The sequence below is a fragment of the Novosphingobium sp. IK01 genome, from assembly GCF_033242265.1.
Lineage (GTDB): Bacteria > Pseudomonadota > Alphaproteobacteria > Sphingomonadales > Sphingomonadaceae > Novosphingobium > Novosphingobium pituita.
In genome coordinates, this window is sequence record NZ_BTFW01000001.1 from 2,740,179 (window position 1) to 2,763,574 (window position 23,396).

A 23,396-nucleotide genomic window follows, 5' to 3' on the forward strand; every position below is an offset into this window, starting at 1 on the left:
GGGGAGCGCGAGCAGCGCGGCGGCATCCTCGCGCGCGAGTGAGAGCGGAAGGGGCGAAAGCGGGAGGCTCACGGCTGGATCAGCCGCTTGAGCAGGCTTTCCCCGCCCACGTCCGCGCGCGAGAGCAGCTCGGCGGCGGCGGCCGCATCCTTCATGGCGGGCACCATCTGGCCGATCTGGGCGGCCTGCTGCGCTTCTTGCGCGGCCTGGGCACGGGCCTGCCGCAAGGCGGCGACTTGCCCCGCCGGGCGCAGGATCCGCGCCGGGGCGCCCGCGCGCCACGCATATTCGTCGAGCGCCTCGTCGAAGTCGATCCGGTCGAGCACCTCGGGATGCGCGCCCGCCAGATTGCCGACAAAGCCGACCACCCGCTCGATCTGGCCAATGCCGACCATGCGCTGCATCTGCTGGAGGATCGAGACGAACTCGACCCTGACCGCATGGCCTGCCAGCGCGGGCGGGGCAGGGGGCAGCATTCCGCCCCGGCTCAGGATCGCGAACGTGCGGTCGATCGCCACTTGCAGTTTTTCGCCCGCCACGCGCTCGATCACCGGGCCAAGCTGGGTCAGCTTTTCCTCGTTGCGGCTGGCGATTTCCTCGACATTGCGCGGCTGGATGCCCGCCATGTTGGTGATCGCGTTGAACAGGTCGGCGAACGAGAGCGCGTCGATCTGGCGGCGGCACTTGTCCATTTCCTCGCCGATCGCGGCGACGGCCTGATAGGGCATCTGATAGGGGATCAGCACGCCCTCGCGGTCGAGGCCCGAGGCGGTGACGGTGCGGCCCGGTTCGCCGGTCAGCTTGATACCGGGCGGCACGATCTTCTCGGGCTTGACCATCATGTCGATGGCCTCGTTGCGGCGCTTGGCCTGCATCTGAAGCTCGCGCAGCGCGGGCAGCGCCTCCATGCCGGGGCTGTGGCCATAAGTATCCCCGCCCACGACGTCCCAGCGCGGCGCCCAGAACGGCTGCTCGTTGTAGCCCGCCACCTTGAGCACGCTGTCGCCGCGCGCGCCTGCTTCCCAGTAGAAGCTGCGCCAGGCCTTCGAACCAAACCGGTTGGGGTCGTGGTCGGGGTCGGGCTCGATGGCGTGATAGATTTCGACCAGCACTTCGTACTGGCTGCGGTCGTAGAGATTGCGCACCGTGGGCGAGACCGCCTGCCCGAAGGTCTCGACCGCCTGCTTCACGCTCATCGGACAAGTGCGATAGAGCGTGTCGGGCACGAGCGCGTCGGACAGCGCGATCCAGTATTCGCCAAAGGTCAGCGCATGGCAGACGGCCCCTGCCAGCGGATGCTCGACCATGACGCAGGCCTCGGTCCCGAACAGGCCCATTTCGCCATAGCCCGACTTGGCCGCGCCATAGAAGTTGGTCGAGGCCAGGAACGCATACATCCGCCGCTCGACCGCCGAGAGCCAGGCGCGCACGCCATCGGCCTCCATCAACCCGTCGTCGGCGGTCTTGAGCGCGAACCACGGGCGCGAGGCGCTCGACAGGCCCGAGGTCATCCCGTTGGTCAGCGTGCGGAAGGCTTCGATCCCGTGAGGGTCGAACAGCGTGCGGTTCCACTGGCGCCGCCGCGCGCCAGAACGGTCGCGGCTCTGGGCCAGAAAGCGCGAGCGTGCGGGCTGGGCGAAGCGGGCGATCTGCCCGGCTTCGGCCTCGTAGTCCTGCCGGACGGACTTGAGGACGGCCAGCCGCGCCTCGCCATGGGCGCGCAGCGAACGGTTGGTGGCGGGAGAGGAATCAGCCAAGCGAACCTCCTCCCAGCAAAGTCGAGGTTACCCGCGCGGCCCCGCTCACGCCCTGGGGCGAGGTGACCATTCCGGCCAGGATCGCGCGGCGCCAGCGCGTGCTGTCAACCGCACTCGCGGGGGCGCCCTGGTCTGGCAACCTTGCGCTCTGCCGTGCGGGGCTCGTGGGGATGGTGGGCGTGCTGCACATCAAGGGGGCACCTTTCGTGGATCGAAGGTGCTTGTATGGCGCGGGCTCCGGGCTTTGAATCGCCGGGGCTTTGAGCCCGTGGCGATGGGTCTTTGGATTTAGGGTGTTTTCCTTATCGCCTGGTGGAGCAAGCTTGGACTCTTGGCACGCTAATGTCCCCCTCGTGCCCGACACGCGCGGATCGCGTGCGGCCTGGGATGGAGTGAGCTGTGCTGGAGTGGTTTGAAAAACAGGCGCCGATTCGCGAAAAGTTCCGTGTCATGACCATGGGCCATGCCTTGTGCTTCGCGATTGCCTTGGCCGTGATGGGCGCGGTCGTGCTCGATGTGTTGCCGGTATGGGCCGGGCTGGTCGCTGTCGGATTGACCGGGATCGTCCATCTGGCCATCGTGATGGCCGGTGGCGAGCGGGTTTGCCGCCCTTATGTTGCCACGGTTTCCCGCATGGAGGCGCTGGCCGCAGGCGACACCACGAGCCCGATCAGCTTTACCGACTATTCCGATTGCGTGGGCCGGATGAGCCGGGCCATGGGCACCTTCTGCGACAATGCCGAGGCCGTGCAGCGCAACCGCGAGGTCCAGCAGCTTGTCGTCGACGCGCTGACCAAGGCGCTGGGCAAGCTGGCGGGCAACGACCTGACCGTGCAGATCACCACGGTCTTCCCTGAGGCCTACGAGCAGCTCCGGCGCGATTTCAACGGCGCGGCCAAGGCGCTGGAAACCGCCGTGGGGGCGATCAACAACAGCAGCAGTTCGGTCCTGACCAGCGCCCAGGAAATCCAGCGCGCCGCCGACGACCTCTCGCAGCGCAACATCCGCCAGGCCGCCAGCCTTCAGGATGCCAGCTCGGCGATGTCCACCGTCACCGAAGGGGTCAAGGATACCGCGCGCTCGGCGGGCGAGGCCCAGACTTCGGTGGGCGAGGCGCACCATGAAGCCACCGACGGTGGCGCGGTCGTCACCCGTGCGGTCGAGGCCATGGCCGCCATCGAACGCTCGGCCAGCGAAATCAACCAGATCATCGGCGTGATCGACGGGATCGCCTTCCAGACCAACCTGCTCGCGCTCAACGCCGGGGTCGAGGCCGCCCGCGCAGGCGATGCGGGCAAGGGCTTTGCCGTCGTTGCCACCGAAGTGCGCGCGCTCGCCCAGCGCAGCGCCGACGCCGCGCGCGACATCAAGGCCCTGATCACCGCATCGAGCCAGCAGGTCGCCAATGGCGTGGCGCTGGTCGGCGATACCGGGACGGTGCTTTCGCGCATTGCCACCCGCGTCGGCGAGATCAGCACCCTCGTCGACACGATCGTCTCGAACGCGCGGACCCAGGCCAGCAACCTGCAACACGTCAACGATCTGGTGGCCGAGATCGACCGCTTCACCCAGCAGAATGCGGCCATGGTCGAGGAGTCGGCAGCGGCCTCGCACGCGCTCACCCATGAAGCGGGCCGCATGTCGAACATCGTGGGCGCCTTCCACCTGTCGAGCCGCCACGGCGCCACGGCCACGCGGGCCCCTGTCGCTCCGATGACCACCATGGCCCCGGCTCCGGCCAAGTTGCCCAAGCCGGTATCCAGCGCGCCTGCGAGCCCGTCGCCTGCGGCGCCGCGCCTGCCCGGACCGCCCCCTGCTGCTGCCGCGCCGCGCCCGCAGACCATCGGCGCCACGGCCCTCAAGGCTGCCCCCGCGCAGGACGACTGGAGCGAGTTCTGACCCCGGCCACCGGCCAGAAGCGAACCTGCGTATCGGACACAAGAAAGGAAGGGACCGTCAGTCCCTTCCTTTTTCGTTTTCAGGTTTCGGAAGGGCGCCGGCCCGCGCGATCAGCCCAGTTCGCCATAGCGCCCCGCGCCATCGTCGTCGCGTGGGGCAGGCTCCAGCCAGGCGGGGCGCGCGCGCGGACCCACCGCTTCGGCAAACGTACAGGCCAGCGCATCGGCCCAGTCCGGGCTGGGCAAGCCGCGCCGCTTCATGTCGGGCTTGCGTTCGAGCTGGATGCGGGTGTCGTCGGCGGCAAACGCATATGTCGGCCCGATCAGGTCGTCGCGCAGCCGCTCGTGGTCGGGCAGGGCGGCGCGGGCCAGCCAGGCGCGCATGCGGGTCCACATTTCGGCGCGCTTGTTGGCGGTCGGCACGCTCACGCCCGGCTCCAGTTCGGCCTCGCGGCCCTTGCCCCCGAACCAGACCTCGATCACCGGCACGTCCCCCAGCAACTGGCGCAGCCGGTCGACCACCGCGGCCCCGATATTGCCTGCGTCGACAAAGATCGCGTCGGGCCGGTGGCGCTGGGCTTCGAGCGCGATGTCGCCTGCCAGGCGCATGGCGTCCGTCTCGCGCCAGGCTTTCCAGGCCCGGCTGCGTGCGTCGCGCCCACAGCGGATCGCCAGCACGCTTTCATCATCGCCAAAGCGCGCGCAATCGACCCCGAAGATCACCGGATCGCTGGGCAGGCCGGGCGGCACGTCGCGGGTGCGCGCCGCCTCGACCAGATCGAGCGGAATGAACTGCATCGACCCGCTCGACGGGAACAGCCCGCGCACGCGCACGCGCACCACGTCGCTGTCCGCGCCATAGGCGGCAACCAGCTCGTCGAGATAGGCGTGGTTGACCCCCTCGACCGTGCGCGCGTCGATCTGCGCAGTACGCCAGAGCGCGCGGTGCTTGCCAAAGCACGCGCGAAAGGCCCCGGTGTTCTGGGTGGGGTTGCCAAACGCCAGCCAGATCAGCTCGGTATCGGCATCGGTCAGCGCGCCCAGCGCCACTTCCCAGACGGTATCGGCAATGCCGCTGGCCTCGTCGAAAATCAGCACGATGCGCTTGCCCTGGTTGTGCAGCCCGGCAAAGGCCTCGGTATTGTGCTCGCTCCAGGTCACGAGGTCACAGCGCCAGCCCTGCTCGTGGCCGGGCGCGGTGGCGGTCAACGCGCGGCGGGTCTGGCGAAACCAGTCGGCCGTCAACGCAAGGTTCGCCCACTTGGCGATTTCCGGCCCGGTCTTGGTGTCGAGCTGGCTTTCGGTATTGGCGGTCACCAGCACGCGCGTATCGGGGCAGGTGTCGAGCGCCCACTTGACCACCATCGCCACCAGCGCCGACTTGCCGATCCCGTGGCCCGAGGCCCGCGCCAGCCGCAAGGGGGCATGGCGCGTGGCCGGATCGGCCAGATGGGCGCCGATCTCCTGCAAGACCGCCCGCTGCCAGGCGCGCGGGCCGTTCATCCCCGCCAGCGCCCCTTCGCCCCACGGATAGGCAAACAGCGCGTGGCCGAGCGGATCGTGGGTAAAGCCGCCGATGGCATCCGCCAAAGAGGAAGATCGGGCCGCTTGTGGGGTCTTGCTCATGCCGGGTCCTTCATGCGCGCAGGAGAGGGGCGAAGGCAGGCCGCGCAGCGAAGGGAGGCGCGAGCGATCAACGCCCCTTGAGCACCCTTGCCCGCGCGGCGGCCAGGCGCTCGCTCCAGTCCGGGGCCGGACCGGCAGCGGCGCCCTCGCCATATTTCCCCGGAGCCCACTTCGAGAGCAGTTTCAATCGCGTCTCCACGCGCAGCCTTGCCCGCGCGACATTGTCGGGGTTCTTGGCCAGCGTGGTGGAGCCATCGGCTTTTTCCTTTTCGAGGAAATCCTGTGCATCGTCGTCGGCGATTTCCAGCGCCTCTTCGGCAATCGCCTCGAACCCGGCCTCGCGGGCGAGCGCGAAAGTGCGCGCAAAATCCTTGTCCTCCAGCCGCCAGCGATGGACCAGCGCGGGCGAGACACCGTGGCGGCGGCACAGCTTGCGCAAGGTGATCCCCTCGGCGAGCCCCCCCAGCAGGGCCTCGACGAGCGCGGGATCGCGCTCGGCCTTGCGGGCCCGCGCCATCAGGCCTCCCCTCCCTGGGAGCCGCCCCCTTTGGAGCCACCTTGCGGCTGGGCGCGCTCGCGCGGCTGGCGATAGGGCTTGCGGTCGGTCGGTCGCGACGTGCGTGCGCCTTTGGGAACATGGGGCCAGTCGGCCTTCATGGCCTCGCTGCGCGCGGTGCGCTCGCCCGTGGCGACGATCTCGACGATGCGATAGCGCTGGAACCGCTCGACCCGGATCAGCCCCTTGCGTTCGAGCCGCTTCACCATGACCGGCCCCATCGAGCACGAATTGTAGCCACACAGCATCTCGATATCGATGTTGCTGGGGCAGGGCTCGCCGTTGCGCGCGGCCTCTTCCAGCGCGCGGTAGGTGGTGCGTTCGGTCCAGGTCAGCCCGGCGAGGTTCACGCGGGGCGATACACGGGGGGAGGCAGCGGACGGGGTTTCAGGGCACGCGGCATCGGATCGCGAATCGGTCATCGGCAGGTCTCCCAATCTGTCGTGAAGGGCGCCAGCCAGCTCAAGGCGGGGAGCAGGTTCCGGCTGGCGTTGATCTTTGGATAAAGGAAAAATCCTACATTCCAAGCCAAGATGCCGCCGATGTTGCAGCGTTTTTCCTAAATTGCGATTCAAAAAAAGGAAAAATACCGCATCTGCCAAGGGAAATTCCTGCTCCCATCGCGAGGTTTCCCATGCACGCGCCGGCCTGCTCTGCCTCCGTTTCAGGGCTCTCTTTCGGGGCTGAATTGCCTCCCGGCTGGGCCTGGTTCCGCGCCGCGCTGCCCGATGGCCGCACCCACTGTTTCGGCTATGACACAGACGCCAGCATGGCCGCGTTGGCCCGGCGCGCCTGGCAGATCTGGTCGCCTGCGCGCGCAGGGCCGGACGGGTGCTGGCTCACCCCCGGTCTTGTCGTTCACGCGTGTGGATGTGGTGCGGGTTTCAGGCCATCGTGACGAAGATTTCGGCAATGATGACCCATTGCCCATCGACCTGCCGCCATTTCGCGCAATAGCGCCCCTGCGCCTCGACCGCGCCGCTGGCCGCCTCGATCCCCTGCCATTCGCCCTGTTCGAGCGCGATGGGTTCCACCCCGGAAACCGCGATGGTGTCGGGCGTGCGGACGTAAATCGTGCGCCGCGCGGCCGAAAACTCGCGCTTCCACGCCGCCAGTTGCACCTTGCGCCCGGCCAGAACCGCACTGTCGGTTCCCGTCACCAGCACGACATCACGCGCCAGCAAGGGCCCGATCGCCGCCAGATCCCCCTCGGCCAGCGCCCGATTGAACACGCCCCGCTGCAACCGGACAGCCAGTTCCGCCGCCTGGGCAGCCCCGCCCGAAGAAGAAAACAAAGTCATACCCCGCGCCCTACCCGCGCAAAGCCCGCACGGACAAGCCCCACGACCAGCCACGTTTCAACGAAAAGGGGGGAGATGGAGCGGGTGAAGGGAATCGAACCCTCGTATTCAGCTTGGGAAGCTGCTGCTCTACCATTGAGCTACACCCGCTCGGGTCGGGGGCGATTGCCACAGGGGGGCGGGGCGGTCAACTGTCTTGTGCGGCCTTTTGTGCGAGGGTGGGCAGGGTCTGCGGGGTGAGCACCTGCGGCAGGGTCTGCGGCTGGGCGGCGCCGGGGGCGTACCACAGGTAGAGCGGGACACCGGCTGCGCCTTGCGCGGTCAGGAAGGCGGTGATCGCCGGGTCGGCGCGGGTCCAGTCGCCGGTCAGGACCTGGACATGGGCCTTGGCAAAGGCGGCGGCTGTCGCATCCGTGTCGATGGCGAGGCGTTCATTGACCTTGCACGAGAGGCACCAGTCGGCGGTAAAATAGAGGAACACCGGATGCCCCGAGGCGCGTGCGCGGTCGAGCGCGGCCTGGCTGAAGGGGCGGGCGCCGGGGAGAGCGCCTGCTTCGGCATCGGGGCGATGGGCAAGGTAGGGCGTCCAGAACAGCGCTGCGGCACACAGGGCCAGCACCAGTGGCGCCAGCCAGCCACGCACGGCATGGCCGCGCGCGCGGCGGCGGCGACCCAGCCACAGCGCGGCGATCAGGATCAGGCTGAGCGTAACCGCCGATCCGGCCAGACCCCAGCCGCCCTGTCGCCAGGCCAGCCAGACCAGCGCCAGCGCGGTCAGCCCCATCGGCACGGCCATGATCTTGCGGAACCGCTCCATCCACGGGCCGGGGCGCGGCAGCAGGCGGCGCAGCGGCGGCACGAAGCCGATCAGCAGGAACGGCAGCGCCAGCCCGAGCCCGAGCGCGGCAAAGACCGCCAGCCCCGCCACCGGCGGCAGCACCAGCGCCACGCCCATGGCCGCGGCCATGAACGGGCCGGTGCAGGGCGTGGCCACAAAGGCCGCCAGAAGCCCCGTGCCAAAGGCGCCGCCCAGCGTGCCCACGCTCTTGCCGCTGCGCGCGAGCGAGAGGCCGGGCAGGTCGAACAGCCCGGCCAGATTGGCGGTGATCGCCACGGCCAGCAGCATCAGCAGCGCGACGACGCCCGGATTCTGCAACTGGAACGCCCAGCCGACCTGGGTGCCCCCGGCGCGCAGCGCGAGCAGCGCCGTGCCCAGCGCGATACAGGCCAGGATCACCCCGGCGGCATAGGCCAGCCCCTCGGCGCGGGCATGGCGGCTGTTGCCACGGGCCAGCGCCATGGCTTTGAGGCTGAGGATCGGGAACACGCAGGGCATCACGTTGAGGATCAGCCCGCCGACCAGCGCGCCGAGCACGGCTAGGGCCAGCGTGCCCCATGAAAAGGTCACTGTCGCGCCGGTTTCGATCGCGGTGCCGCCCTGAGGCACGGCGCCCGGCGTGGCGACAACAGCCAGTCCGCCTGCGCCCGGCCCGAGCGACAGTACCCCGCTCAGGCTCTGGGGATGTTCGGCCAGAAGCGGTTGTTTCGGTGCGGCAAGATCGACGATCAGCCAGTCGCCGGTGCGGCGGAAGGTCTGCGGCGCGGCATAGTCGACCAGCCCCTGACCGCTCACGAAAAAGTGCGGATCGTGCAGGCTGGCGCTGGCCGGGAACGGGATCGCCAGCGACAGGCCCCTGGGCGTGGCGGCGAAATGGCCGGGCCGGTCGAGCGGGGCGGGCAGGGCCGCGCGCCATCCGGTAAAGCGGGTGTCGGGCGCCTGCCGTGTGTCGCTCGCGCCGCTTACGCTGATCGTGCCCATCAGCAGGGTTTCTTCGGGCACGCAGATCTGTTCGGTGCAGGCCAGCCAGCGGGCCTTGGCGCTGACCGGCAGGCTCGCGCCGGGGCGCGCGTCGGCAGGCACGGTGACCGGCACGAGCACGGCATAGGCCTGCTCGTAGACATGGTTCATCAGCCCTTGCAGCATCAGCGTGCGCGGCACCGGGAACTGGAGCGCGCCCGCCCTGGCGCCGGAGGGCAGCGTCCATTCGAGCGAGAGCGGCAGCCCTGCATCGCCCGGATTGCTCCAATAGCCGTGCCAGCCCGGCTCGGGCTCCATCAGCACGGCCATGGTCACGCTCTGGCCGGGGCGGGCGGGCCCCTCGGCGAGCAGGCTGGCGTGGATGTGGGTGGGCGCGGCCTGTGCCAGCGGGCCGCCCAGCAGGGCCCCGAGCAGCAGCACGATCCCGGCCATTGCCGCGCGAAGCGGCGGGGTTGCGCGCGCAAGGGCGCGGGTCGGGAACCAGTGCAAGTGGGGCAAGCCATCCTCGATCATGCTGCGCAAGGCCGCCATCGGCCTGATGGGAGAAGATGTAGGCAAGCTGATGGTCCCCGTCCAGATTGGGGGGGAATTGTCTGGGGGCTTGCGGGCTGGGCCGGGGGAGGGCATGGCCGGATGGGCGCGCGCGCACGGGTTGGAGTGAAGTGATGAGTGAACAGGCGGTCGATCAGGTCGGGCAGGACGGTGTGACTCCGGCGCTGAGCGGCGATGTGGTGATCCTGGGTGGTGGCCTGGTCGGCATGACGCTGGCCATCGGCCTTGCGAAGAAGGGTCTGTCGAGCCTTGTCGTCGATTCGTCCGACCCGGCGGCGCAGACCGCGCAGGGCTTCGACGGGCGCGCCTCGGCGATCTCGACCGCGAGCTGGAACCTCTACACCAACCTCGGCATGGCCGAGGCGCTCGCCCCCAAGGGCTGCCCGATCGACGCGATTGCCGTGCTCGACAGCCTCAAGCCCGGTCGCATCGATTTCCGTCCCAAGCCCGAGGAAGGCTCGCTGGGGCGTATGTATGCCAACCGCGACTTGCGCATGGCGATGTACGAGGCTGCCGCGCGCGAAAGCCTGATCACGTTCCTGCCCAATGCCCGCGTCGCCACGCGCGAGCGCGGCGACCATGGCGTGTGTGTGACGCTGGCCGATGGCCGCGTGCTGCGCGGCAGCCTGCTGGTCGGCGCCGAGGGCCGCCGCAGCCCGACGCGCGACGAAGCCGGTTTTGCGCCTGCCCGCTGGGACTATGGCCACCGCGCGATCATCGCCGGGCTCACCCACGAAAAGCCCCATGGCAATGTTGCCTGGGAAATCTTCTATCCGGCGGGCCCTTTCGCGCTGCTGCCCCTGCTCGACGAGGCGGATGGCACCCACCGCTCGGCTTTGGTGTGGACCGTTTCCGAAAAGGACGCCGCCGGGGTGATGGGCATGGGCGAGGCCGCATTCCTCGCCGAAGTGGAACAGCGCATGGGCGGCGTGTTCGGCGCCATTGCGCTCAACGGGCCGCGTTCGTCGTTCCCGCTCAATTTCCACCACACCGTGCGGATCGTCGACCAGCGCCTCGCGCTGGTGGGTGATGCGGCCCATGGCATGCACCCGATTGCCGGGCAGGGGCTGAACGTGGGCCTGCGCGACGTGGCCGCGCTGGTCGAGGTTCTGGCCGATGGCGCGCGGCTGGGGCTGGAGCCGGGCGATGCGCAGCTGCTCGCCCGCTACGAACGCTGGCGCGCGGCCGATACGTTCATGGTCGCCACCGCGACCGACGTGCTCACCCGCCTGTTCGGCCTGCCCGGTCGCCTGCCGAGCGCGGTGCGCCGGCTCGGCATGGCCGGTGTGCAGCGCCTGCCCACGCTCAAGCGCTGGTTCATGGACGAGGCGCGCGGGATGAGTGGCAAACTGCCCGAGCTGCTCAAGGCATAAACCGCAGGGGTGCTGGCCGGGCGGTGATGTGGCGCAGGCGCTATTTGCGCCGCGCCCGCCACCACAGCAGGCCCAGGATCGGCACGGCCATCCCGGCGGTCACCAGTGCGGCCACTTTGGCTGCCGCCAGCGCCAGCCCCGAAAGCAGGAACAGGACAATTTCCAGCGTGGCTTTCATCATGGCCGGAAACCTGGGGTCCCTTTGGGCTGGGGTGTGGACGGGATGAGGGGATACCGCAAAAAGGCCGGTGCGTAAGCAGGAAAGGCCTGTTGGCGGCCTGATGGTGTTGGGCGCGGTTGCGCCCGCAATGCCGCACCCTTGCACAAATCGGCATGGCGCAGGCCAGCGGGCCCTTGCCGCAACGCGGCATGGGCCGTAAAGCGCGCGGCGCATTTCTGCCGTGCACCCCCCTTTTTATATGCCAGACGAGGCACCATCGCAATGACCGTAAGACCCAAGACTTCCGCCCTCATGGCGCGCGGGGCCGCCTTTCTGGGCACCGAATATGCCATCCTGTGCGGCGCGATGAGCTGGGTTTCGGAACGCAACCTCGTGGCCGCGATCAGCAATGCGGGCGGCTTTGGTGTGATCGCCTGCGGCGCGATGAGCCCCGACCTGCTCGACGCCGAGATCGCCGGGACCAAGGCGCTCACCGCCAAGCCGTTCGGCGTCAACCTGATCACCATGCACCCCCAGCTTTTCGACCTGATCGCGGTCTGTGAAAAGCATGGCGTGGGCCATGTCGTGCTGGCTGGCGGCATTCCGCCCAAGGGCAGTGTCGAGGCGATCAAGGCGTTCGGCGCCAAGGTCATCGTCTTCGCGCCCACGCTGGCGCTGGCGAAAAAGCTGTTCCGCTCGGGCGCCGATGCGCTGGTGATCGAGGGCAGCGAGGCGGGCGGCCACATCGGCCCGGTTTCCACCTCGGTCCTCGCGCAGGAATTCCTGCCCGCGCTGGCGCAGGACCACATCGTCTTCGTGGCTGGCGGCATTGGCCGGGGCGAGGCCGTGGCCGGCTATCTCGAAATGGGCGCGGCGGGTGTCCAGCTCGGCACGCGCTTTGCCTGCGCCACCGAATCGATTGCCCACCCCGCGTTCAAGCAGGCCTTCTTCCGCGGCAATGCGCGCGATGCCGTCGCCTCGGTCCAGGTCGATCCGCGCCTGCCGGTGATCCCGGTGCGCGCGCTCAAGAACAAGGGCACCGAGGAATTCACCGCCAAGCAGATCGAGGTGGCCCACCGTCTCGACGCGGGCGAGGTCGACATGCACGCCGCCCAGCTCGAAATCGAGCATTTCTGGGCCGGGGCCCTGCGCCGCGCGGTGATCGACGGCGATGTCGAGCATGGCTCGATCATGGCGGGTCAGTCGGTCGGCATGGTCACCCGCGAGGAACCCGTGGCCACTATCATGGCCCAGCTTCTGGACGAGTGCGAGGCCGCGCTCGACCGTCGCTGAGCCTGTCTCGCGCCTGCCCTGCCGCATGGCACCGGGCGGGCGACAGAAAGGTGATCGCATGACCCATCGCGCCTCGCTCGGCTTCGTGCTGGGCATTGTCCTGATCGACATGCTCGGCTTTGGCATCGTCATCCCGGTCTTTCCGGGGCTGATCATGCATCTGGCCCATGTCTCGATCACGCAGGCCGCGCAATATGCTGGATGGCTGAGCGCGGGCTATGCGGCCATGCAGTTCGTGTTCGCACCGGTCATCGGGAACCTGTCCGATCGTTTCGGACGGCGTCCGGTCCTGCTGGCGGCGGTGCTGGCGCTCGGGCTCGACTATCTGCTTCAGGCCTTTGCCCCGGCGATGAGCTGGCTGGTGGCCGGGCGGATCATCGCGGGGATCACGGGCGCGAGTTTCTCGGCGGCCTATGCCTATATCGCCGATGTCACCCCGCCGGAAAAACGCGCTTCGGCCTTCGGGCTGATCGGCATGGCCTTTGGCATAGGCTTCGTGGTCGGCCCGGCGGCGGGGGGGCTGCTCGGCACGCTGGGGCCGCGCGTGCCGTTCATGGCGGCCTCCGCGCTCAGCCTCGCCAATTTCGTGTTCGGCTGGTTCACCTTGCGCGAATCGCTCGATGCCGACCATCGCCGCGCGTTCGACTGGCGCCGGGCCAATGCGCTTTCCAGCCTCGCCGTGCTCAAGGGGCAGGGGCGGCAGGTGCTGTGGTACGTGGCCGCGCTGGGCGTCTGGCAACTGGCCAATGTCGTCTATCCGGCGATCTGGACCTATTTCGCGATTGCCGCCTATGGCCTGTCGACCAAGGCGGTGGGCATCGCGCTGGCGGTCGTGGGGCTGACGGCGGCGCTGTTCCAGGGGGTGGGCATGCGCTATCTGCTGCCCGTGCTGGGCGAGCGGCGCGCGGTCATCGTCGGCGTGATTTCGCTGGGCCTTTCGGCGCTGGCCTATGCCTGGGCGACGCATATCTGGCAGGTCTATCTGGCGATTGCCATTGGCGCCTTTCAGGGGGCGGTCCTGCCCTCGATCTCGGCGATGAACAGCCGCGCGGTCGATGCGCGCAGCCAGGGCGAGTTGCAGGGCGCGGTGCAATCCATCGGCTCAATCGCGCAGATCGTCGGCCCGCCGCTCTATGCCCAGGCCCTCGCCCGGTTCAGCGGCCCGCAGGCGATTGCCGACCTGCCCGCCATGCCGATGCTGCTGGCGGCCACCATCGGCTTCGTTTCGCTGGCGCTGTTCCTGAAAGGGGCGGCGGGCGAGAAAGCCTGACAAAGTCTGGCTGGGCCCAACAGGGCACAACAGGGCCCGTGCGCTCAACTCTCCAGCTCGACATCCCAATAGAGCCAGTCCCGCCAGCTTTCATGGAGATGGCCGGGCGGGAAGGCGCGGCCCTTTTCCTGCAATTGCCAGGTGGTCGGGCGGATGGGTTCTTCCATCAGGCGCATGTGGGCCTGGGCCGGGGTGCGCCCGCCCTTGGCCAGATTGCACGGCGCGCAGGCGGTGGTCACGTTTTCCCAGGTCGTCCGTCCGCCCAGACGGCGCGGGATCACGTGGTCGAACGTCAAGTGGTCGCCACAGCCGCAATACTGGCAAGTGAACCGGTCGCGCAGGAACAGGTTGAAGCGGGTGAAGGCGGGAAACTCGTTGGGCTTCACATATTGCCGCAGCGCGATCACCGAGGGGATGCGCATGTCGAACGAGGCGCTGTGGACCGTGCGATCATACGTCGCGATGATGTCCACCCGTTCGAGGAAGACCGCCTTGATTGCCGTCTGCCACGGCCAGAGGCTGAGCGGGTAATAGCTGAGCGGGGTATAGTCGGCGTTGAGAACCAGCGCGGGGCAATTGTCGAGGTGCCGGTTGGACGCCGTCAAACGGGGAAGGGCGGCGCTATCGCCGCTGTGAGGCCTGGCCGCAGCCGCCCTCTCGATCAGCGCCTGGTGCAGCATGCTCCGCTCGCGCTCCTGTGCCATATCGGCCTCAAACCCGGCCGGGCCGAGGCATGAGGGACAGGCATGACCGCTTCATGACGCATATGTGCTACGAACACCTTTGTCGGGCCCCGGTCAAGACCCGTTTGAGCCTGCGCTCGCACGGGTCCTGAATAGCCGGGCCTTATTGGGCGTAGAGTTTCACCAGATCGTGAAGATAGGCCCGCTCGGTCATCACCGCTTTGACCTCGATCCGCTCGTTGAGGCCGTGGACGCCATTGCCATCGGGGTTCCCCCAGCCGCCCGGCACGCCATAGGTCGGGATGCCGACCGCATCGAGGAAGATCCCGTCGGTTCCCCCGGTCGACATGTCGGGGATGACCGGAACGCCGGGGAAATAGCGCGCGGCGAGCTTTTCCATCGGCCCGATTACCGCCGGGTCGAGTGGCGGGGCCTTGGCCTGGGGGCGGCGCGGTTCGAGGATCGTGACGGTCACGCCCGTGTCGGCCACCACGCGTTGCAGGTCTGCCTGCACTTCCTCCGCGCTGTGGCCGGGCAGGATGCGGCAATTGACATTGGCGCCCGCGCGCTGGGGCAGGGCGTTGTTGGCATGGCCCCCGTCGAGCAGGGTCGCCACGCACGTCGTGCGCAGCTTGGAATGATACGAGCGGTCGGTGTTGACGAGGGCTTCGGCCGCGTGGTCGGCGGGGTTGGCGGCCAGCGCCATCATCGCCTTGCCCATCGCATCGCCCCGCGCCGCGCCCGATTTGGCAAAGAACGTGCGCGTCGTGTCCGAAAATTCGAGCGGGAATTCATAGGCCCGCAGCCGCACCAGCGCATCGGCCAGTTCATAGATCGCGTTGTCGCGCACCGGGGTCGAGCTGTGGCCGCCCGGATTGCGGGTTTCGAGGCGATAATTCTGCACGGCCTTTTCGCCGACCTGGATCGACTGGCTGACGAGCCTGCCCCCTTCGGACAGGCCCTTGCCGTTGGTCTTGCCGCCGCCCGTCTCGTTGAGGGCGAAAGCCGCGTCGATCAGCTCGCGTTTGTTGGCCGCGAGCCACTGCGCGCCGTTGAAGGCCCAGGTGGTTTCCTCTCCGCAGGTCAGCGCCAGTTTCACCGTCCGCCTGAGCGGCTTTTCCGCCTTGAGCCGGGCCATCGTATCGACCCAGATCGCCGCCATCGCCTTGTCGTCGGCCACGCCCCGGCCATAGAAATAGCCGCCTTCCTCGATCAGGGTGAACGGGTCGCGGGTCCAGTCCGCGCGCTTGGCCTCCACCACGTCGAGATGGGCGAGCAGGAGGATCGGCTTGAGCCCCTTGGCGGTGCCGGGCAGCACGGCGACGAGGCCGCCGTCCTTCGGGTGCTCGGGCGTGGCGAACAGGGTGATCTGGTCGGCCCCATAGCCCGCCGCGGTCAGCCGCGCGGCCATGCGCTGGGCGGCCAGCGTACACGAGCCGTCCGAGACGGCGGTGTTGGTCTCCACCAGCTCCTTGTAGGTCGCGCGGAAGGTGGCTTCGCCTTCATCGGCCGGCTTCGGTGCGGCCAGGGCCGGGTGGGCCGATGCCAGCGCCAGCGCCGTGGCGGCGCCGCTCAGGATAGAACGCATGTCTCTGTGTTTCCCCTGTTTTCAAACGCAACGAAAGTGACGGGCAAGGGGCGCGCTGGCAAGAGGGCACGCCGTGCCGCGCGCTTGTGTAAAACGGCCCCATTTGGCTTGGGTTTTGCGGGCAAAGTGCCTATGTGCAAAACTATGGCCAGCACCAACGAAAACACGCCCAACACCAACTCCTATGGCGCCGACTCGATCAAGGTCCTCAAGGGCCTGGACGCGGTGCGCAAGCGCCCCGGCATGTACATCGGCGATACCGACGACGGCTCGGGCCTGCACCACATGGTGTTCGAGGTGTCGGACAACGCCATCGACGAGGCTCTGGCCGGGCATTGCGACCTCGTGCTGATCGAACTGAACCCCGATGGCTCGGTCTCGGTCGAAGACAACGGGCGCGGCATTCCCACCGGCATCCATGCCGAAGAGGGCGTTTCGGCGGCCGAAGTGATCATGACCCAGCTCCACGCGGGCGGGAAATTCGAGAACACCTCCGACGACAACGCCTACAAGGTCTCGGGCGGCCTGCACGGCGTGGGTGTCTCGGTGGTCAACGCGCTGTCCGAGTGGCTCGAACTGACGATCTGGCGCGATGGCCAGGAACACTGGATGAAGTTCGCCCATGGCGACGCCGTGGCCCCGCTCAAGATCACCGGGCCCGCCCCGCTGGCAGACCCGGCGTCGAGCCGCGCCGGACAGCCCAAGAAGGGCACCCGTGTCACCTTCTTTGCCAGCCACGAGACGTTCAAGAACGTCACCGAGTTCGACTTCGACAAGCTCGAACACCGCTATCGCGAACTGGCCTTCCTCAACTCGGGCGTGCGCATCCTCCTGCGCGACAAGCGCCATGCCGAAGTCAAGGAACACGATCTCTATTATGAAGGCGGCATCGCCGCTTTCGTGAAGTACCTCGACCGCAACAAGCAGGCCCTGATCCCCGAGCCGATCGCCATTTCGGCGGACCGCGACGGCATCGGCATCGACGTGGCGCTCGAATGGAACGACAGCTACTACGAAAACGTCCTGTGCTTCACCAACAACATCCCCCAGCGTGACGGCGGCACCCATCTGGCCGCGTTCCGCGCGGCGCTCACCCGCACGCTCAACGGCTATGCCGACCGCTCGGGCCTGCTGAAGAAGGAAAAGGTCTCGCTCTCGGGCGACGACATGCGCGAGGGCCTCACCGCGATCGTCTCGGTCAAGCTGCCCGATCCCAAGTTTTCGAGCCAGACCAAGGACAAGCTGGTTTCCTCCGAAGTGCGCCAGCCGCTCGAAAGCCTGATGGCCGACAAGATGAGCGAATGGCTGGAGGAAAACCCCGCCCATGCCAAGGCGGTGATCCACAAGGTGATCGACGCCGCTGCCGCGCGCGAGGCCGCGCGCCGCGCCCGCGAACTGACCCGCCGCAAGGGCGCGATGGACATCGCCAGCCTGCCGGGCAAGCTGGCCGACTGTCAGGAGCGCGACGCGTCCAAGTGCGAACTGTTCCTGGTCGAAGGCGATTCGGCAGGGGGTTCGGCCAAGCAGGGCCGTGATCGCAAGATCCAGGCGATCCTGCCCCTGCGCGGCAAGATCCTCAACGTCGAGCGCGCGCGGTTCGACCGCATCATCTCCTCGCGCGAGGTCGGCACGCTGATTCAGGCCATGGGCACGGGCATCCGCGACGAGTTCAACCTCGAAAAGCTGCGCTATCACAAGATCGTGATCATGACCGACGCCGACGTCGACGGCGCGCATATCCGCACGCTGCTGCTCACCTTCTTCCACCGCCAGATGCCCGAGATCATCCGCGCCGGGCACCTCTTCATCGCCCAGCCGCCGCTCTACAAGGTCGCCAAGGGCCGCAGCGAGGTCTACCTCAAGGACAACGCCGCGCTCGACCGCTATCTGGTTGAAGCGGGCACCGCGGGGCGCATTCTGGAAACGCCGGGCGGTGCGCGCGGCAGCAAGGAACTGACCGAGCTGGTCGAGCATGCGCTGCGCCTGCGCAACCTGATGGGCTTCGTCCCCCGTCGCTACAACCCCGACATCGTCGAGGCGCTGGCGCTGGGCGGCGCCTTCGATCCCGACCTTTCGGACGACGCGCGCGAGGCCGCGCTGGCCCGTGCCGCCGACTGGCTCGACCGGGGTGACCCCGAAGCACGCTGGACCGCCGGGATGAGCGAAGAAGGCGGTTACCACGTCCAGCGCGCCTGGCGCGGGGTGACCGACCATCACATGATCGAGCCCGGCTTCCTCACCAGTGCCGAGGCACGCAAGCTCGCCCGTCTGGTCGCCGAACATGCCGACGTCTACACCGGCATTGCCCGCCTCGTGCGCGCGAGCGCCGCGGCAAGCGAACCCGAAGCTGCCGGGACCGAGGGCGAGGACACCCCCGTTGCCGCCACGCGTGCAGAGGCCAAGGACGGCGCGATCACCCGGCCTTCGCAACTGCTCGAAGCGGTTCTGGCCAATGGCCGCAAGGGCCTGTCGATCCAGCGCTACAAGGGCCTTGGCGAAATGAACGCCGAGCAGCTCTGGGAAACCACGCTCGATCCCGAGGTCCGCTCGCTGCTTCAGGTCAAGGTCGAGGACGCCGACGTCACCGACGAGATCTTCACCCGCCTGATGGGCGACGTGGTCGAACCGCGCCGCGACTTCATTCAGGAAAACGCCCTCAACGTGGCCAATCTGGACGTCTGATCATGAGCACCGACACCATCCCCTGGGATCAGGCGGCAACGATGATCGACCTCGAAGGCCGCACGCCGATCATCGGCACGATCCGCGACTGCGCGATGCACTTCGCGCTCTACAAGCCCCACGCGCGCGAAAATGCCCGCGTGCTGCTGACTGTCCCGGTTCACCGCGAAGGCCGCAAGACGCGCACCTGGCTGCTCGATCCGCCCGAAATCGCGGCCCTGTCCGACCGCCTGAAGCGCGAGACCCAGTAAGCGACCGGAAAAGCCCTCAGCCTTCGCTCTGGTGTTCGAGCGGGGCGGGGCGCAGCAGGCCCGTCAGGGCCTCTGCCTCGTGGCAGGCGGCCTCGCCCGCCAGCCGGGCCTGAAGCGCGCGATAATGGGCCAGAACGGCCTTGCCGGCCTCGCTCAGCCGCGCCCCGCCGCCGTGGGCGCTCCCCGGAAAGGTCTCGACCAGCGGCTGGGTCCAGCAGCGGTTCATCACATCGACCAGCAGCCAGGCCCGGCGATAGCTCATCCCCATCGCCCGCCCCGCCGCCGAGATCGACCCCTCGCGCATGATGGCGTCGAGCAGGTCGGCCTTGCCGGGGCCAATGGCGATGGCCTCGCCGCAATAGAGCTGAATCTTGATCTTGATCTGCGCGGCCTGAGTCATGCCATGCGTTTAGGCTTGCAAGACCGATGGCTCAAGCCGTCCGGCCTGTGCCGCCGCTCTGTGCCGCGCTGTGCCCGGAATGGGTTGTTATTCCAGAAAAACGATCATTTTTTCGAAAGTCATCCAGTTTATCGATCTCTGTGACCGGGATGATTTGTTTCTTGTTCGAGGGGGGCGTGCCGTAGTCCTGCCGGGTATTCACACTCGGACATGGGGTTTAAGATCATGAAAAGCGTAAATATTATTGCGTCCTCCGTGCTGGCGACGGCGCTGTCGCTGGTGGCGGCACCCGCGATGGCGCAGGACGCGGGAACCCCGATGGCCAAGGGCCAGACCAACAAGGACTGGTGGCCCAAGAGCCTCGACCTGACCGCCTTGCGCCAGCATGAAGATCAGGCCAATCCCTATGGCCCGGACTACAATTACGCCCGCGCCTTCGCCACGCTCGACCTCGATGCGGTCAAGGCCGATATTCGCAAGGTCCTGCACACCTCGCAGCCCTGGTGGCCGTCCGATTATGGCAACTATGGCCCGTTCTTCATCCGCATGGCGTGGCACAGTGCGGGAACCTATCGCGTGGGCGATGGCCGGGGCGGTTCGGATGGCGGCGAGCAGCGTTTCGAGCCGCTCAACTCCTGGCCCGACAATGTCAGCCTCGACAAGGCCCGCCGCCTGGTCTGGCCGATCAAGCAGAAGTATGGACGCAAGCTCTCGTGGGGCGATCTCATGGTCCTGACGGGCAATGTCGCGCTCGAGGACATGGGCTTCAAGACCATCGGCTTTGCCGGTGGCCGTATCGATGCCTGGCAGCCCGACGTGGTCTATTGGGGCCCGGAAACGAAGATGCTGGCCGACCAGCGCCGCGATGCCAGGGGCAACCTCAAGGGCCCGCTGGCCTCGGTTCAGATGGGCCTGATTTATGTGAATCCCGAGGGGCCGAACGGCAATGGCGATCCGGTCTCGGCCGCCGCCGACATCCGCCGCGCGTTCGGCAACATGGCCATGAACGATGAAGAGACGCTGGCCCTGATCGCAGGCGGGCACACGTTCGGCAAGGCCCATGGTGCGCACAAGCCCGATGAATGCCTGGGCGCCGATCCGGCTTCCGCCGGTGTCGAGCAGCAGGGGCTGGGCTGGAAGAACACATGCGGCAAGGGCAATGCCGAGGATACGATCACCAGCGGCCTCGAAGGCGCATGGTCGGCGGCGCCCACCCGCTTCACGCAGCAATACATCGACAACCTGCTCAACTTCACCTGGGTCAGGACGAAGAGCCCGGCCGGCGCGATCCAGTGGACCCCCACCGATCCGGCTGCCGCGCAGATGGTGCCCGATGCCCACCTGCCCGGTGTTTTTCACGCGCCGATGATGTTCACCACCGACATCGCGCTCAAGGAAGACCCGGCGTTCCGCAAGATTCTGGTCAGCTGGCAGAAGAACCCCGACTTGTTTGCCAAGGCCTTTGCGCGGGCGTGGTTCAAGCTGACGCACCGCGACCTCGGGCCGCAGGCGCGTTATCTGGGCAAGGACATCCCGACCGAGACGTTCGCCTGGCAGGACCCGCTGCCCAAGCCGACCTATGCCCTGATCGACCAGGCCGATGCCGCGCAGCTGGAGGCGAAGATTCTCGCCTCGGGCCTGACCGGCCCCGAACTGGTGCGCACGGCCTGGGCTTCGGCCTCGACCTTCCGGGGGACCGACATGCGCGGCGGCGCCAATGGCGCGCGCGTCCGCCTTCAGCCCCAGCTCGGCTGGGCCGTCAACGACAAGGCCGAACTGCTCAAGGTCACGGCCCGGCTCGACACGATCCGCACGGCCTTCAACAAGGGGGCGACGGGCGGCAAGCAGGTTTCGCTGGCCGATCTGATCGTGCTGGGCGGCGATGCGGCGGTCGAGCAGGCCGCAGCCAAGGCTGGCCACAAGGTCACGGTGGCGTTCACGCCGGGCCGTGTCGACGCCACCCAGGCCCAGACCGACATCACCTCGTTCGGCTATCTCGAACCCAGGGCCGATGGCTTCCGCAACTACTATTCGGACGGGGCCTACGTGGACCCGGCTTCCGCGCTGGTGGACAAGGCCGACACGCTGAACCTCACCGTCCCGGAAATGACCGTGCTGGTCGGTGGCATGCGGGTTCTGGGCGCGAATGCGGGCGGCTCGGCCAATGGTGTGTTCACCAGCCGTCCCGGCGTGCTGAGCAACGACTTTTTCGTCAACCTGCTCTCGATGGACACGGTCTGGTCGAAGTCGGCCCAGCCGGGCCTTTATGACGGCAAGGACCGCGCGGCGGGCACGGAAAAGTGGACCGCCACGCCGGTCGACCTGATCTTCGGGTCGAATTCGGAACTGCGCGCCGTTGCCGAAGTCTACGCCAGCGACGATGCAGGCCAGAAGTTCGCCGAAGATTTTGCCCTGGCCTGGGGCAAGGTGATGAACGCGGATCGCTTCTGACCGCGGCCATTCCTGATCAGAACAGGCAGTCCTTCGGGGCTGCCTGTTCTGGCCGTCCGTCGCTGCAAACGGCGCGGGCAGGGCGCGCAACAGCACCGTGCGTGGGCCGGAACGAGGAGGAACAGCGATTTCGAGGGGGGAAAAGTGTCACCATCACGTCCCTGTTTTCAGGAAGATGATGGTGGGCGCGACAGGGATTGAACCTGTGACCCCACCCGTGTGAAGGGTGTGCTCTACCGCTGAGCTACGCGCCCGCCTTCTGGCGGCCCCGGTGGAGGCGGGCTGGGTGCCGTGCCGTCCGCTTGGGGTGTGGAGGGCGCCTCTAACGGGCTCTCGCAGCGTTGACAAGTGGGGTTGTGAAGATATTTCGCATGACCATGACCGACGAGATCGAAACTCCCGAAAACGCGGCTCCCGCCGCTGCCCCCACCACCAGCGGCGCGGACGTGCCGCCCGATCGCCTGGCGATCAACCCGCGCAGCCCGCATTTCGATGCCGACAAGCTTCAGCGCGGTATCGGCATCCGCTTCAAGGGCACCGTGCGCAACAACGTTGAGGAATATTGCATTTCCGAAGGCTGGGTGCGCGTGCAGGCCGGCAAGACGATGGACCGCAAGGGCAACCCGCTCACGCTCAAGCTCTCGGGCCCGGTCGAAGCCTGGTACGAGGATCTGGGTGAAGGCGCGCCCGTGGCCAAGGCTGGCTGATTCGCCGGTTTCGGGGGCTGCATGATTGCGGCCCCCACTTTATGTGTGTTTCCGGGCAGAGAGCCTCAGCGCAGGCGCGCGGCGGGGCTCATGTGGCTGGCGATGATCCGGCCAATCGGGTCGTCCGACAGTACGGCGCGGCTTTCCCGGCGCGTCGAGGTCGCTTGCGCGCGGGCCGGTTCGATGTGTGCGGCCAGATAGGTGCGACGCGCGGTTCTCGAAGATTGGGACGGCTTGTCGCTGCTCAGGCCATCGAGAAAACTGGCGTCGATGCGGTTGCGGCTTGCAGCGGCCGGTTTCGGCGCCGGGGCCGAGAGCAGGGTAAGCCGGGGTGTCGTGCCTGCGGGGACAGCGCTTTCGCCGCGGGCCAGATGGATCGGCCCGCCCATACCCGGTTTTCCGTGCGGGGTGCGGTTGTAGATGAATCCGTCGACCGGCCAGTGAGTCGTTCCCAGATCCTGAATCGGCGCATACCAGACACGAACTTCGCTCCAGTCGTTCGAATCCGAGACATCGACCGCCCGCACATCGTCCTCGGGCTGGCCGCGCATACCATTGATCGGCGACCAGTTGGCATGCCGCAAAAGCACCGTGCGGGAATCGATGATCCTGCTCACCATCGCCACATGGCCGAGCCGCATGGCGCCATGGGCATGGAAGCTCATCACCGCGCCCACTTTCGGGGTGAACCCGCGCTCATAGCGCCCCTCGGCCTGGTCCCACCACGTATGGGCATCGCCAAATAGCTGAATCCCTGAAACTTTTCTGGCGTAGGGCACGCATTGCAGATAAGGCAGGCCCGATCCTGCGGTGTCCGTCGGGATGCTGTCGGCCTGTTCGGGGCCGGGAATCATGGCCACCGGGGCAGCCCTTGCGGGATATGCCGCGATCAGGGCCATGCTGCCGGTCAGGGCCCAGAAGCTTGCTGTCGTCCACCTGCTCATGAGGCTGATGTGCCAGCCAATTGGTCAATGTCAGGCTGACCGGCTTGGTTAACATCGCATACACCGATGCAACGGCCGCTTGCCT

Annotated in this window: 20 protein-coding genes and 2 tRNA genes; 8 read left to right on the forward strand and 14 right to left on the reverse strand. The window is 67.6% G+C overall.

Annotated features, from left to right (window positions below):
• Nucleotides 1-68: 68 nt before the first annotated feature.
• Entirely contained in the window at nucleotides 69-1,757 is a 1,689-nt protein-coding gene (locus SBI20_RS12575) for a portal protein (protein WP_317975344.1), read from the reverse strand.
• Nucleotides 1,750-1,947: a hypothetical protein gene (locus SBI20_RS12580; RefSeq protein WP_317975345.1), complete on the reverse strand. Its 198-nt coding sequence runs from the start codon at nucleotides 1,945-1,947 to the stop codon at nucleotides 1,750-1,752. The genes SBI20_RS12575 and SBI20_RS12580 overlap by 8 nt, the downstream gene beginning before the upstream one ends.
• 260 nt (nucleotides 1,948-2,207) lie before the next feature.
• Here SBI20_RS12580 and SBI20_RS12585 point away from each other — a divergent pair, with 260 nt between their 5' ends.
• Nucleotides 2,208-3,656, forward strand: coding sequence for a methyl-accepting chemotaxis protein (locus SBI20_RS12585; protein ID WP_317975346.1), 1,449 nt, complete (start codon nucleotides 2,208-2,210; stop codon nucleotides 3,654-3,656).
• A 110-nt stretch (nucleotides 3,657-3,766) separates the two neighbouring features.
• Here the strand turns inward: SBI20_RS12585 and SBI20_RS12590 are convergent, their stop codons facing one another.
• The 6 genes from SBI20_RS12590 to SBI20_RS12615 all read right to left on the reverse strand — a co-directional run bounded on the left by SBI20_RS12590 (nucleotide 3,767) and on the right by SBI20_RS12615 (nucleotide 9,515).
• Complete coding sequence (locus tag SBI20_RS12590) at nucleotides 3,767-5,281, reverse strand: terminase (RefSeq protein ID WP_317975347.1); 1,515 nt, start codon at nucleotides 5,279-5,281, stop codon at nucleotides 3,767-3,769.
• A 67-nt stretch (nucleotides 5,282-5,348) separates the two neighbouring features.
• Nucleotides 5,349-5,798 (reverse strand): terminase small subunit-like protein, encoded by a 450-nt coding sequence (locus SBI20_RS12595; RefSeq protein WP_317975348.1) that lies wholly within the window; start codon nucleotides 5,796-5,798, stop codon nucleotides 5,349-5,351.
• Nucleotides 5,798-6,259: a helix-turn-helix domain-containing protein gene (locus SBI20_RS12600; protein WP_317975349.1), complete on the reverse strand. Its 462-nt coding sequence runs from the start codon at nucleotides 6,257-6,259 to the stop codon at nucleotides 5,798-5,800. Before SBI20_RS12600 ends, SBI20_RS12595 begins: the two co-directional genes overlap by 1 nt.
• A 462-nt stretch (nucleotides 6,260-6,721) precedes the next feature.
• Nucleotides 6,722-7,138: a nuclear transport factor 2 family protein gene (locus SBI20_RS12605; RefSeq protein ID WP_317975350.1), complete on the reverse strand. Its 417-nt coding sequence runs from the start codon at nucleotides 7,136-7,138 to the stop codon at nucleotides 6,722-6,724.
• Between the two features lie 76 nt (nucleotides 7,139-7,214).
• Nucleotides 7,215-7,288: transfer RNA gene (locus SBI20_RS12610), tRNA-Gly, on the reverse strand.
• A gap of 37 nt (nucleotides 7,289-7,325) precedes the next feature.
• On the reverse strand, nucleotides 7,326-9,515 hold the full coding sequence (locus SBI20_RS12615; protein ID WP_317975351.1) for a protein-disulfide reductase DsbD family protein: 2,190 nt from the start codon (nucleotides 9,513-9,515) through the stop codon (nucleotides 7,326-7,328).
• A gap of 107 nt (nucleotides 9,516-9,622) precedes the next feature.
• Between SBI20_RS12615 and SBI20_RS12620 the strand changes: the two genes are divergently transcribed.
• Nucleotides 9,623-10,882: a UbiH/UbiF/VisC/COQ6 family ubiquinone biosynthesis hydroxylase gene (locus SBI20_RS12620; protein WP_317975352.1), complete on the forward strand. Its 1,260-nt coding sequence runs from the start codon at nucleotides 9,623-9,625 to the stop codon at nucleotides 10,880-10,882.
• Between the two features lie 40 nt (nucleotides 10,883-10,922).
• On the opposite strand, the gene SBI20_RS12625 is transcribed toward SBI20_RS12620, so the two are convergent.
• Complete coding sequence (locus SBI20_RS12625) at nucleotides 10,923-11,063, reverse strand: hypothetical protein (RefSeq protein WP_317975353.1); 141 nt, start codon at nucleotides 11,061-11,063, stop codon at nucleotides 10,923-10,925.
• 261 nt (nucleotides 11,064-11,324) lie between these two features.
• Between SBI20_RS12625 and SBI20_RS12630 the strand changes: the two genes are divergently transcribed.
• Together SBI20_RS12630 and SBI20_RS12635 are read left to right on the forward strand one after the other, a co-directional pair.
• A complete protein-coding gene (locus tag SBI20_RS12630; protein WP_317975354.1) occupies nucleotides 11,325-12,335 on the forward strand; it encodes an NAD(P)H-dependent flavin oxidoreductase in 1,011 nt (336 codons plus the stop codon).
• Between the two features lie 58 nt (nucleotides 12,336-12,393).
• Nucleotides 12,394-13,605, forward strand: coding sequence for an MFS transporter (locus SBI20_RS12635; RefSeq protein WP_317975355.1), 1,212 nt, complete (start codon nucleotides 12,394-12,396; stop codon nucleotides 13,603-13,605).
• 44 nt (nucleotides 13,606-13,649) lie between these two features.
• On the opposite strand, the gene SBI20_RS12640 is transcribed toward SBI20_RS12635, so the two are convergent.
• Both SBI20_RS12640 and SBI20_RS12645 read right to left on the reverse strand, forming a co-directional pair.
• Nucleotides 13,650-14,285 (reverse strand): HNH endonuclease, encoded by a 636-nt coding sequence (locus tag SBI20_RS12640; RefSeq protein ID WP_317975356.1) that lies wholly within the window; start codon nucleotides 14,283-14,285, stop codon nucleotides 13,650-13,652.
• 166 nt (nucleotides 14,286-14,451) lie between these two features.
• Complete coding sequence (locus SBI20_RS12645) at nucleotides 14,452-15,876, reverse strand: M20/M25/M40 family metallo-hydrolase (protein WP_317975357.1); 1,425 nt, start codon at nucleotides 15,874-15,876, stop codon at nucleotides 14,452-14,454.
• 144 nt (nucleotides 15,877-16,020) lie between these two features.
• On the opposite strand from SBI20_RS12645, the gene gyrB reads away from it, so the two are divergent.
• Both gyrB and SBI20_RS12655 read left to right on the forward strand, forming a co-directional pair.
• Nucleotides 16,021-18,558 (forward strand): DNA topoisomerase (ATP-hydrolyzing) subunit B, encoded by a 2,538-nt coding sequence (gene gyrB / locus SBI20_RS12650; protein WP_317975358.1) that lies wholly within the window; start codon nucleotides 16,021-16,023, stop codon nucleotides 18,556-18,558.
• A 2-nt stretch (nucleotides 18,559-18,560) separates the two neighbouring features.
• Nucleotides 18,561-18,809, forward strand: coding sequence for a hypothetical protein (locus tag SBI20_RS12655; protein ID WP_317975359.1), 249 nt, complete (start codon nucleotides 18,561-18,563; stop codon nucleotides 18,807-18,809).
• A gap of 16 nt (nucleotides 18,810-18,825) precedes the next feature.
• On the opposite strand, the gene SBI20_RS12660 is transcribed toward SBI20_RS12655, so the two are convergent.
• Nucleotides 18,826-19,209 (reverse strand): winged helix-turn-helix domain-containing protein, encoded by a 384-nt coding sequence (locus tag SBI20_RS12660; RefSeq protein WP_317975360.1) that lies wholly within the window; start codon nucleotides 19,207-19,209, stop codon nucleotides 18,826-18,828.
• Nucleotides 19,210-19,434: 225 nt separating this feature from the next.
• Here SBI20_RS12660 and katG point away from each other — a divergent pair, with 225 nt between their 5' ends.
• Nucleotides 19,435-21,660 (forward strand): catalase/peroxidase HPI, encoded by a 2,226-nt coding sequence (gene katG, locus SBI20_RS12665; RefSeq protein WP_317975361.1) that lies wholly within the window; start codon nucleotides 19,435-19,437, stop codon nucleotides 21,658-21,660.
• Nucleotides 21,661-21,839: 179 nt separating this feature from the next.
• On the opposite strand, the gene SBI20_RS12670 is transcribed toward katG, so the two are convergent.
• Nucleotides 21,840-21,914: transfer RNA gene (locus SBI20_RS12670), tRNA-Val, on the reverse strand.
• A 123-nt stretch (nucleotides 21,915-22,037) separates the two neighbouring features.
• Between SBI20_RS12670 and SBI20_RS12675 the strand changes: the two genes are divergently transcribed.
• On the forward strand, nucleotides 22,038-22,367 hold the full coding sequence (locus SBI20_RS12675) for a DUF3297 family protein (RefSeq protein ID WP_317976134.1): 330 nt from the start codon (nucleotides 22,038-22,040) through the stop codon (nucleotides 22,365-22,367).
• A gap of 65 nt (nucleotides 22,368-22,432) precedes the next feature.
• Here SBI20_RS12675 and SBI20_RS12680 read toward each other — a convergent pair whose 3' ends face one another.
• On the reverse strand, nucleotides 22,433-23,221 hold the full coding sequence (locus SBI20_RS12680; RefSeq protein WP_317976135.1) for a CHAP domain-containing protein: 789 nt from the start codon (nucleotides 23,219-23,221) through the stop codon (nucleotides 22,433-22,435).
• Nucleotides 23,222-23,396: the final 175 nt, after the last annotated feature.

What these genes read in the sequence shown, in the direction of transcription:
- SBI20_RS12580 (WP_317975345.1), bottom strand. Translation starts at nt 1,947, where the DNA reads ATGTGCAGCACGCCCACCATCCCCACGAGCCCCGCACGGCAGAGCGCA.
- SBI20_RS12585 (WP_317975346.1), top strand. Translation starts at nt 2,208, where the DNA reads ATGACCATGGGCCATGCCTTGTGCTTCGCGATTGCCTTGGCCGTGATG.
- SBI20_RS12590 (WP_317975347.1), bottom strand. Translation starts at nt 5,281, where the DNA reads ATGAGCAAGACCCCACAAGCGGCCCGATCTTCCTCTTTGGCGGATGCC.
- SBI20_RS12595 (WP_317975348.1), bottom strand. Translation starts at nt 5,798, where the DNA reads ATGGCGCGGGCCCGCAAGGCCGAGCGCGATCCCGCGCTCGTCGAGGCC.
- SBI20_RS12600 (WP_317975349.1), bottom strand. Translation starts at nt 6,259, where the DNA reads ATGACCGATTCGCGATCCGATGCCGCGTGCCCTGAAACCCCGTCCGCT.
- SBI20_RS12605 (WP_317975350.1), bottom strand. Translation starts at nt 7,138, where the DNA reads ATGACTTTGTTTTCTTCTTCGGGCGGGGCTGCCCAGGCGGCGGAACTG.
- SBI20_RS12620 (WP_317975352.1), top strand. Translation starts at nt 9,623, where the DNA reads ATGAGTGAACAGGCGGTCGATCAGGTCGGGCAGGACGGTGTGACTCCG.
- SBI20_RS12625 (WP_317975353.1), bottom strand. Translation starts at nt 11,063, where the DNA reads ATGATGAAAGCCACGCTGGAAATTGTCCTGTTCCTGCTTTCGGGGCTG.
- SBI20_RS12630 (WP_317975354.1), top strand. Translation starts at nt 11,325, where the DNA reads ATGACCGTAAGACCCAAGACTTCCGCCCTCATGGCGCGCGGGGCCGCC.
- SBI20_RS12635 (WP_317975355.1), top strand. Translation starts at nt 12,394, where the DNA reads ATGACCCATCGCGCCTCGCTCGGCTTCGTGCTGGGCATTGTCCTGATC.
- SBI20_RS12640 (WP_317975356.1), bottom strand. Translation starts at nt 14,285, where the DNA reads ATGCTGCACCAGGCGCTGATCGAGAGGGCGGCTGCGGCCAGGCCTCAC.
- SBI20_RS12645 (WP_317975357.1), bottom strand. Translation starts at nt 15,876, where the DNA reads ATGCGTTCTATCCTGAGCGGCGCCGCCACGGCGCTGGCGCTGGCATCG.
- gyrB (WP_317975358.1), top strand. Translation starts at nt 16,021, where the DNA reads ATGGCCAGCACCAACGAAAACACGCCCAACACCAACTCCTATGGCGCC.
- SBI20_RS12655 (WP_317975359.1), top strand. Translation starts at nt 18,561, where the DNA reads ATGAGCACCGACACCATCCCCTGGGATCAGGCGGCAACGATGATCGAC.
- SBI20_RS12660 (WP_317975360.1), bottom strand. Translation starts at nt 19,209, where the DNA reads ATGACTCAGGCCGCGCAGATCAAGATCAAGATTCAGCTCTATTGCGGC.
- katG (WP_317975361.1), top strand. Translation starts at nt 19,435, where the DNA reads ATGAAAAGCGTAAATATTATTGCGTCCTCCGTGCTGGCGACGGCGCTG.
- SBI20_RS12675 (WP_317976134.1), top strand. Translation starts at nt 22,038, where the DNA reads ATGACCGACGAGATCGAAACTCCCGAAAACGCGGCTCCCGCCGCTGCC.
- SBI20_RS12680 (WP_317976135.1), bottom strand. Translation starts at nt 23,221, where the DNA reads ATGATTCCCGGCCCCGAACAGGCCGACAGCATCCCGACGGACACCGCA.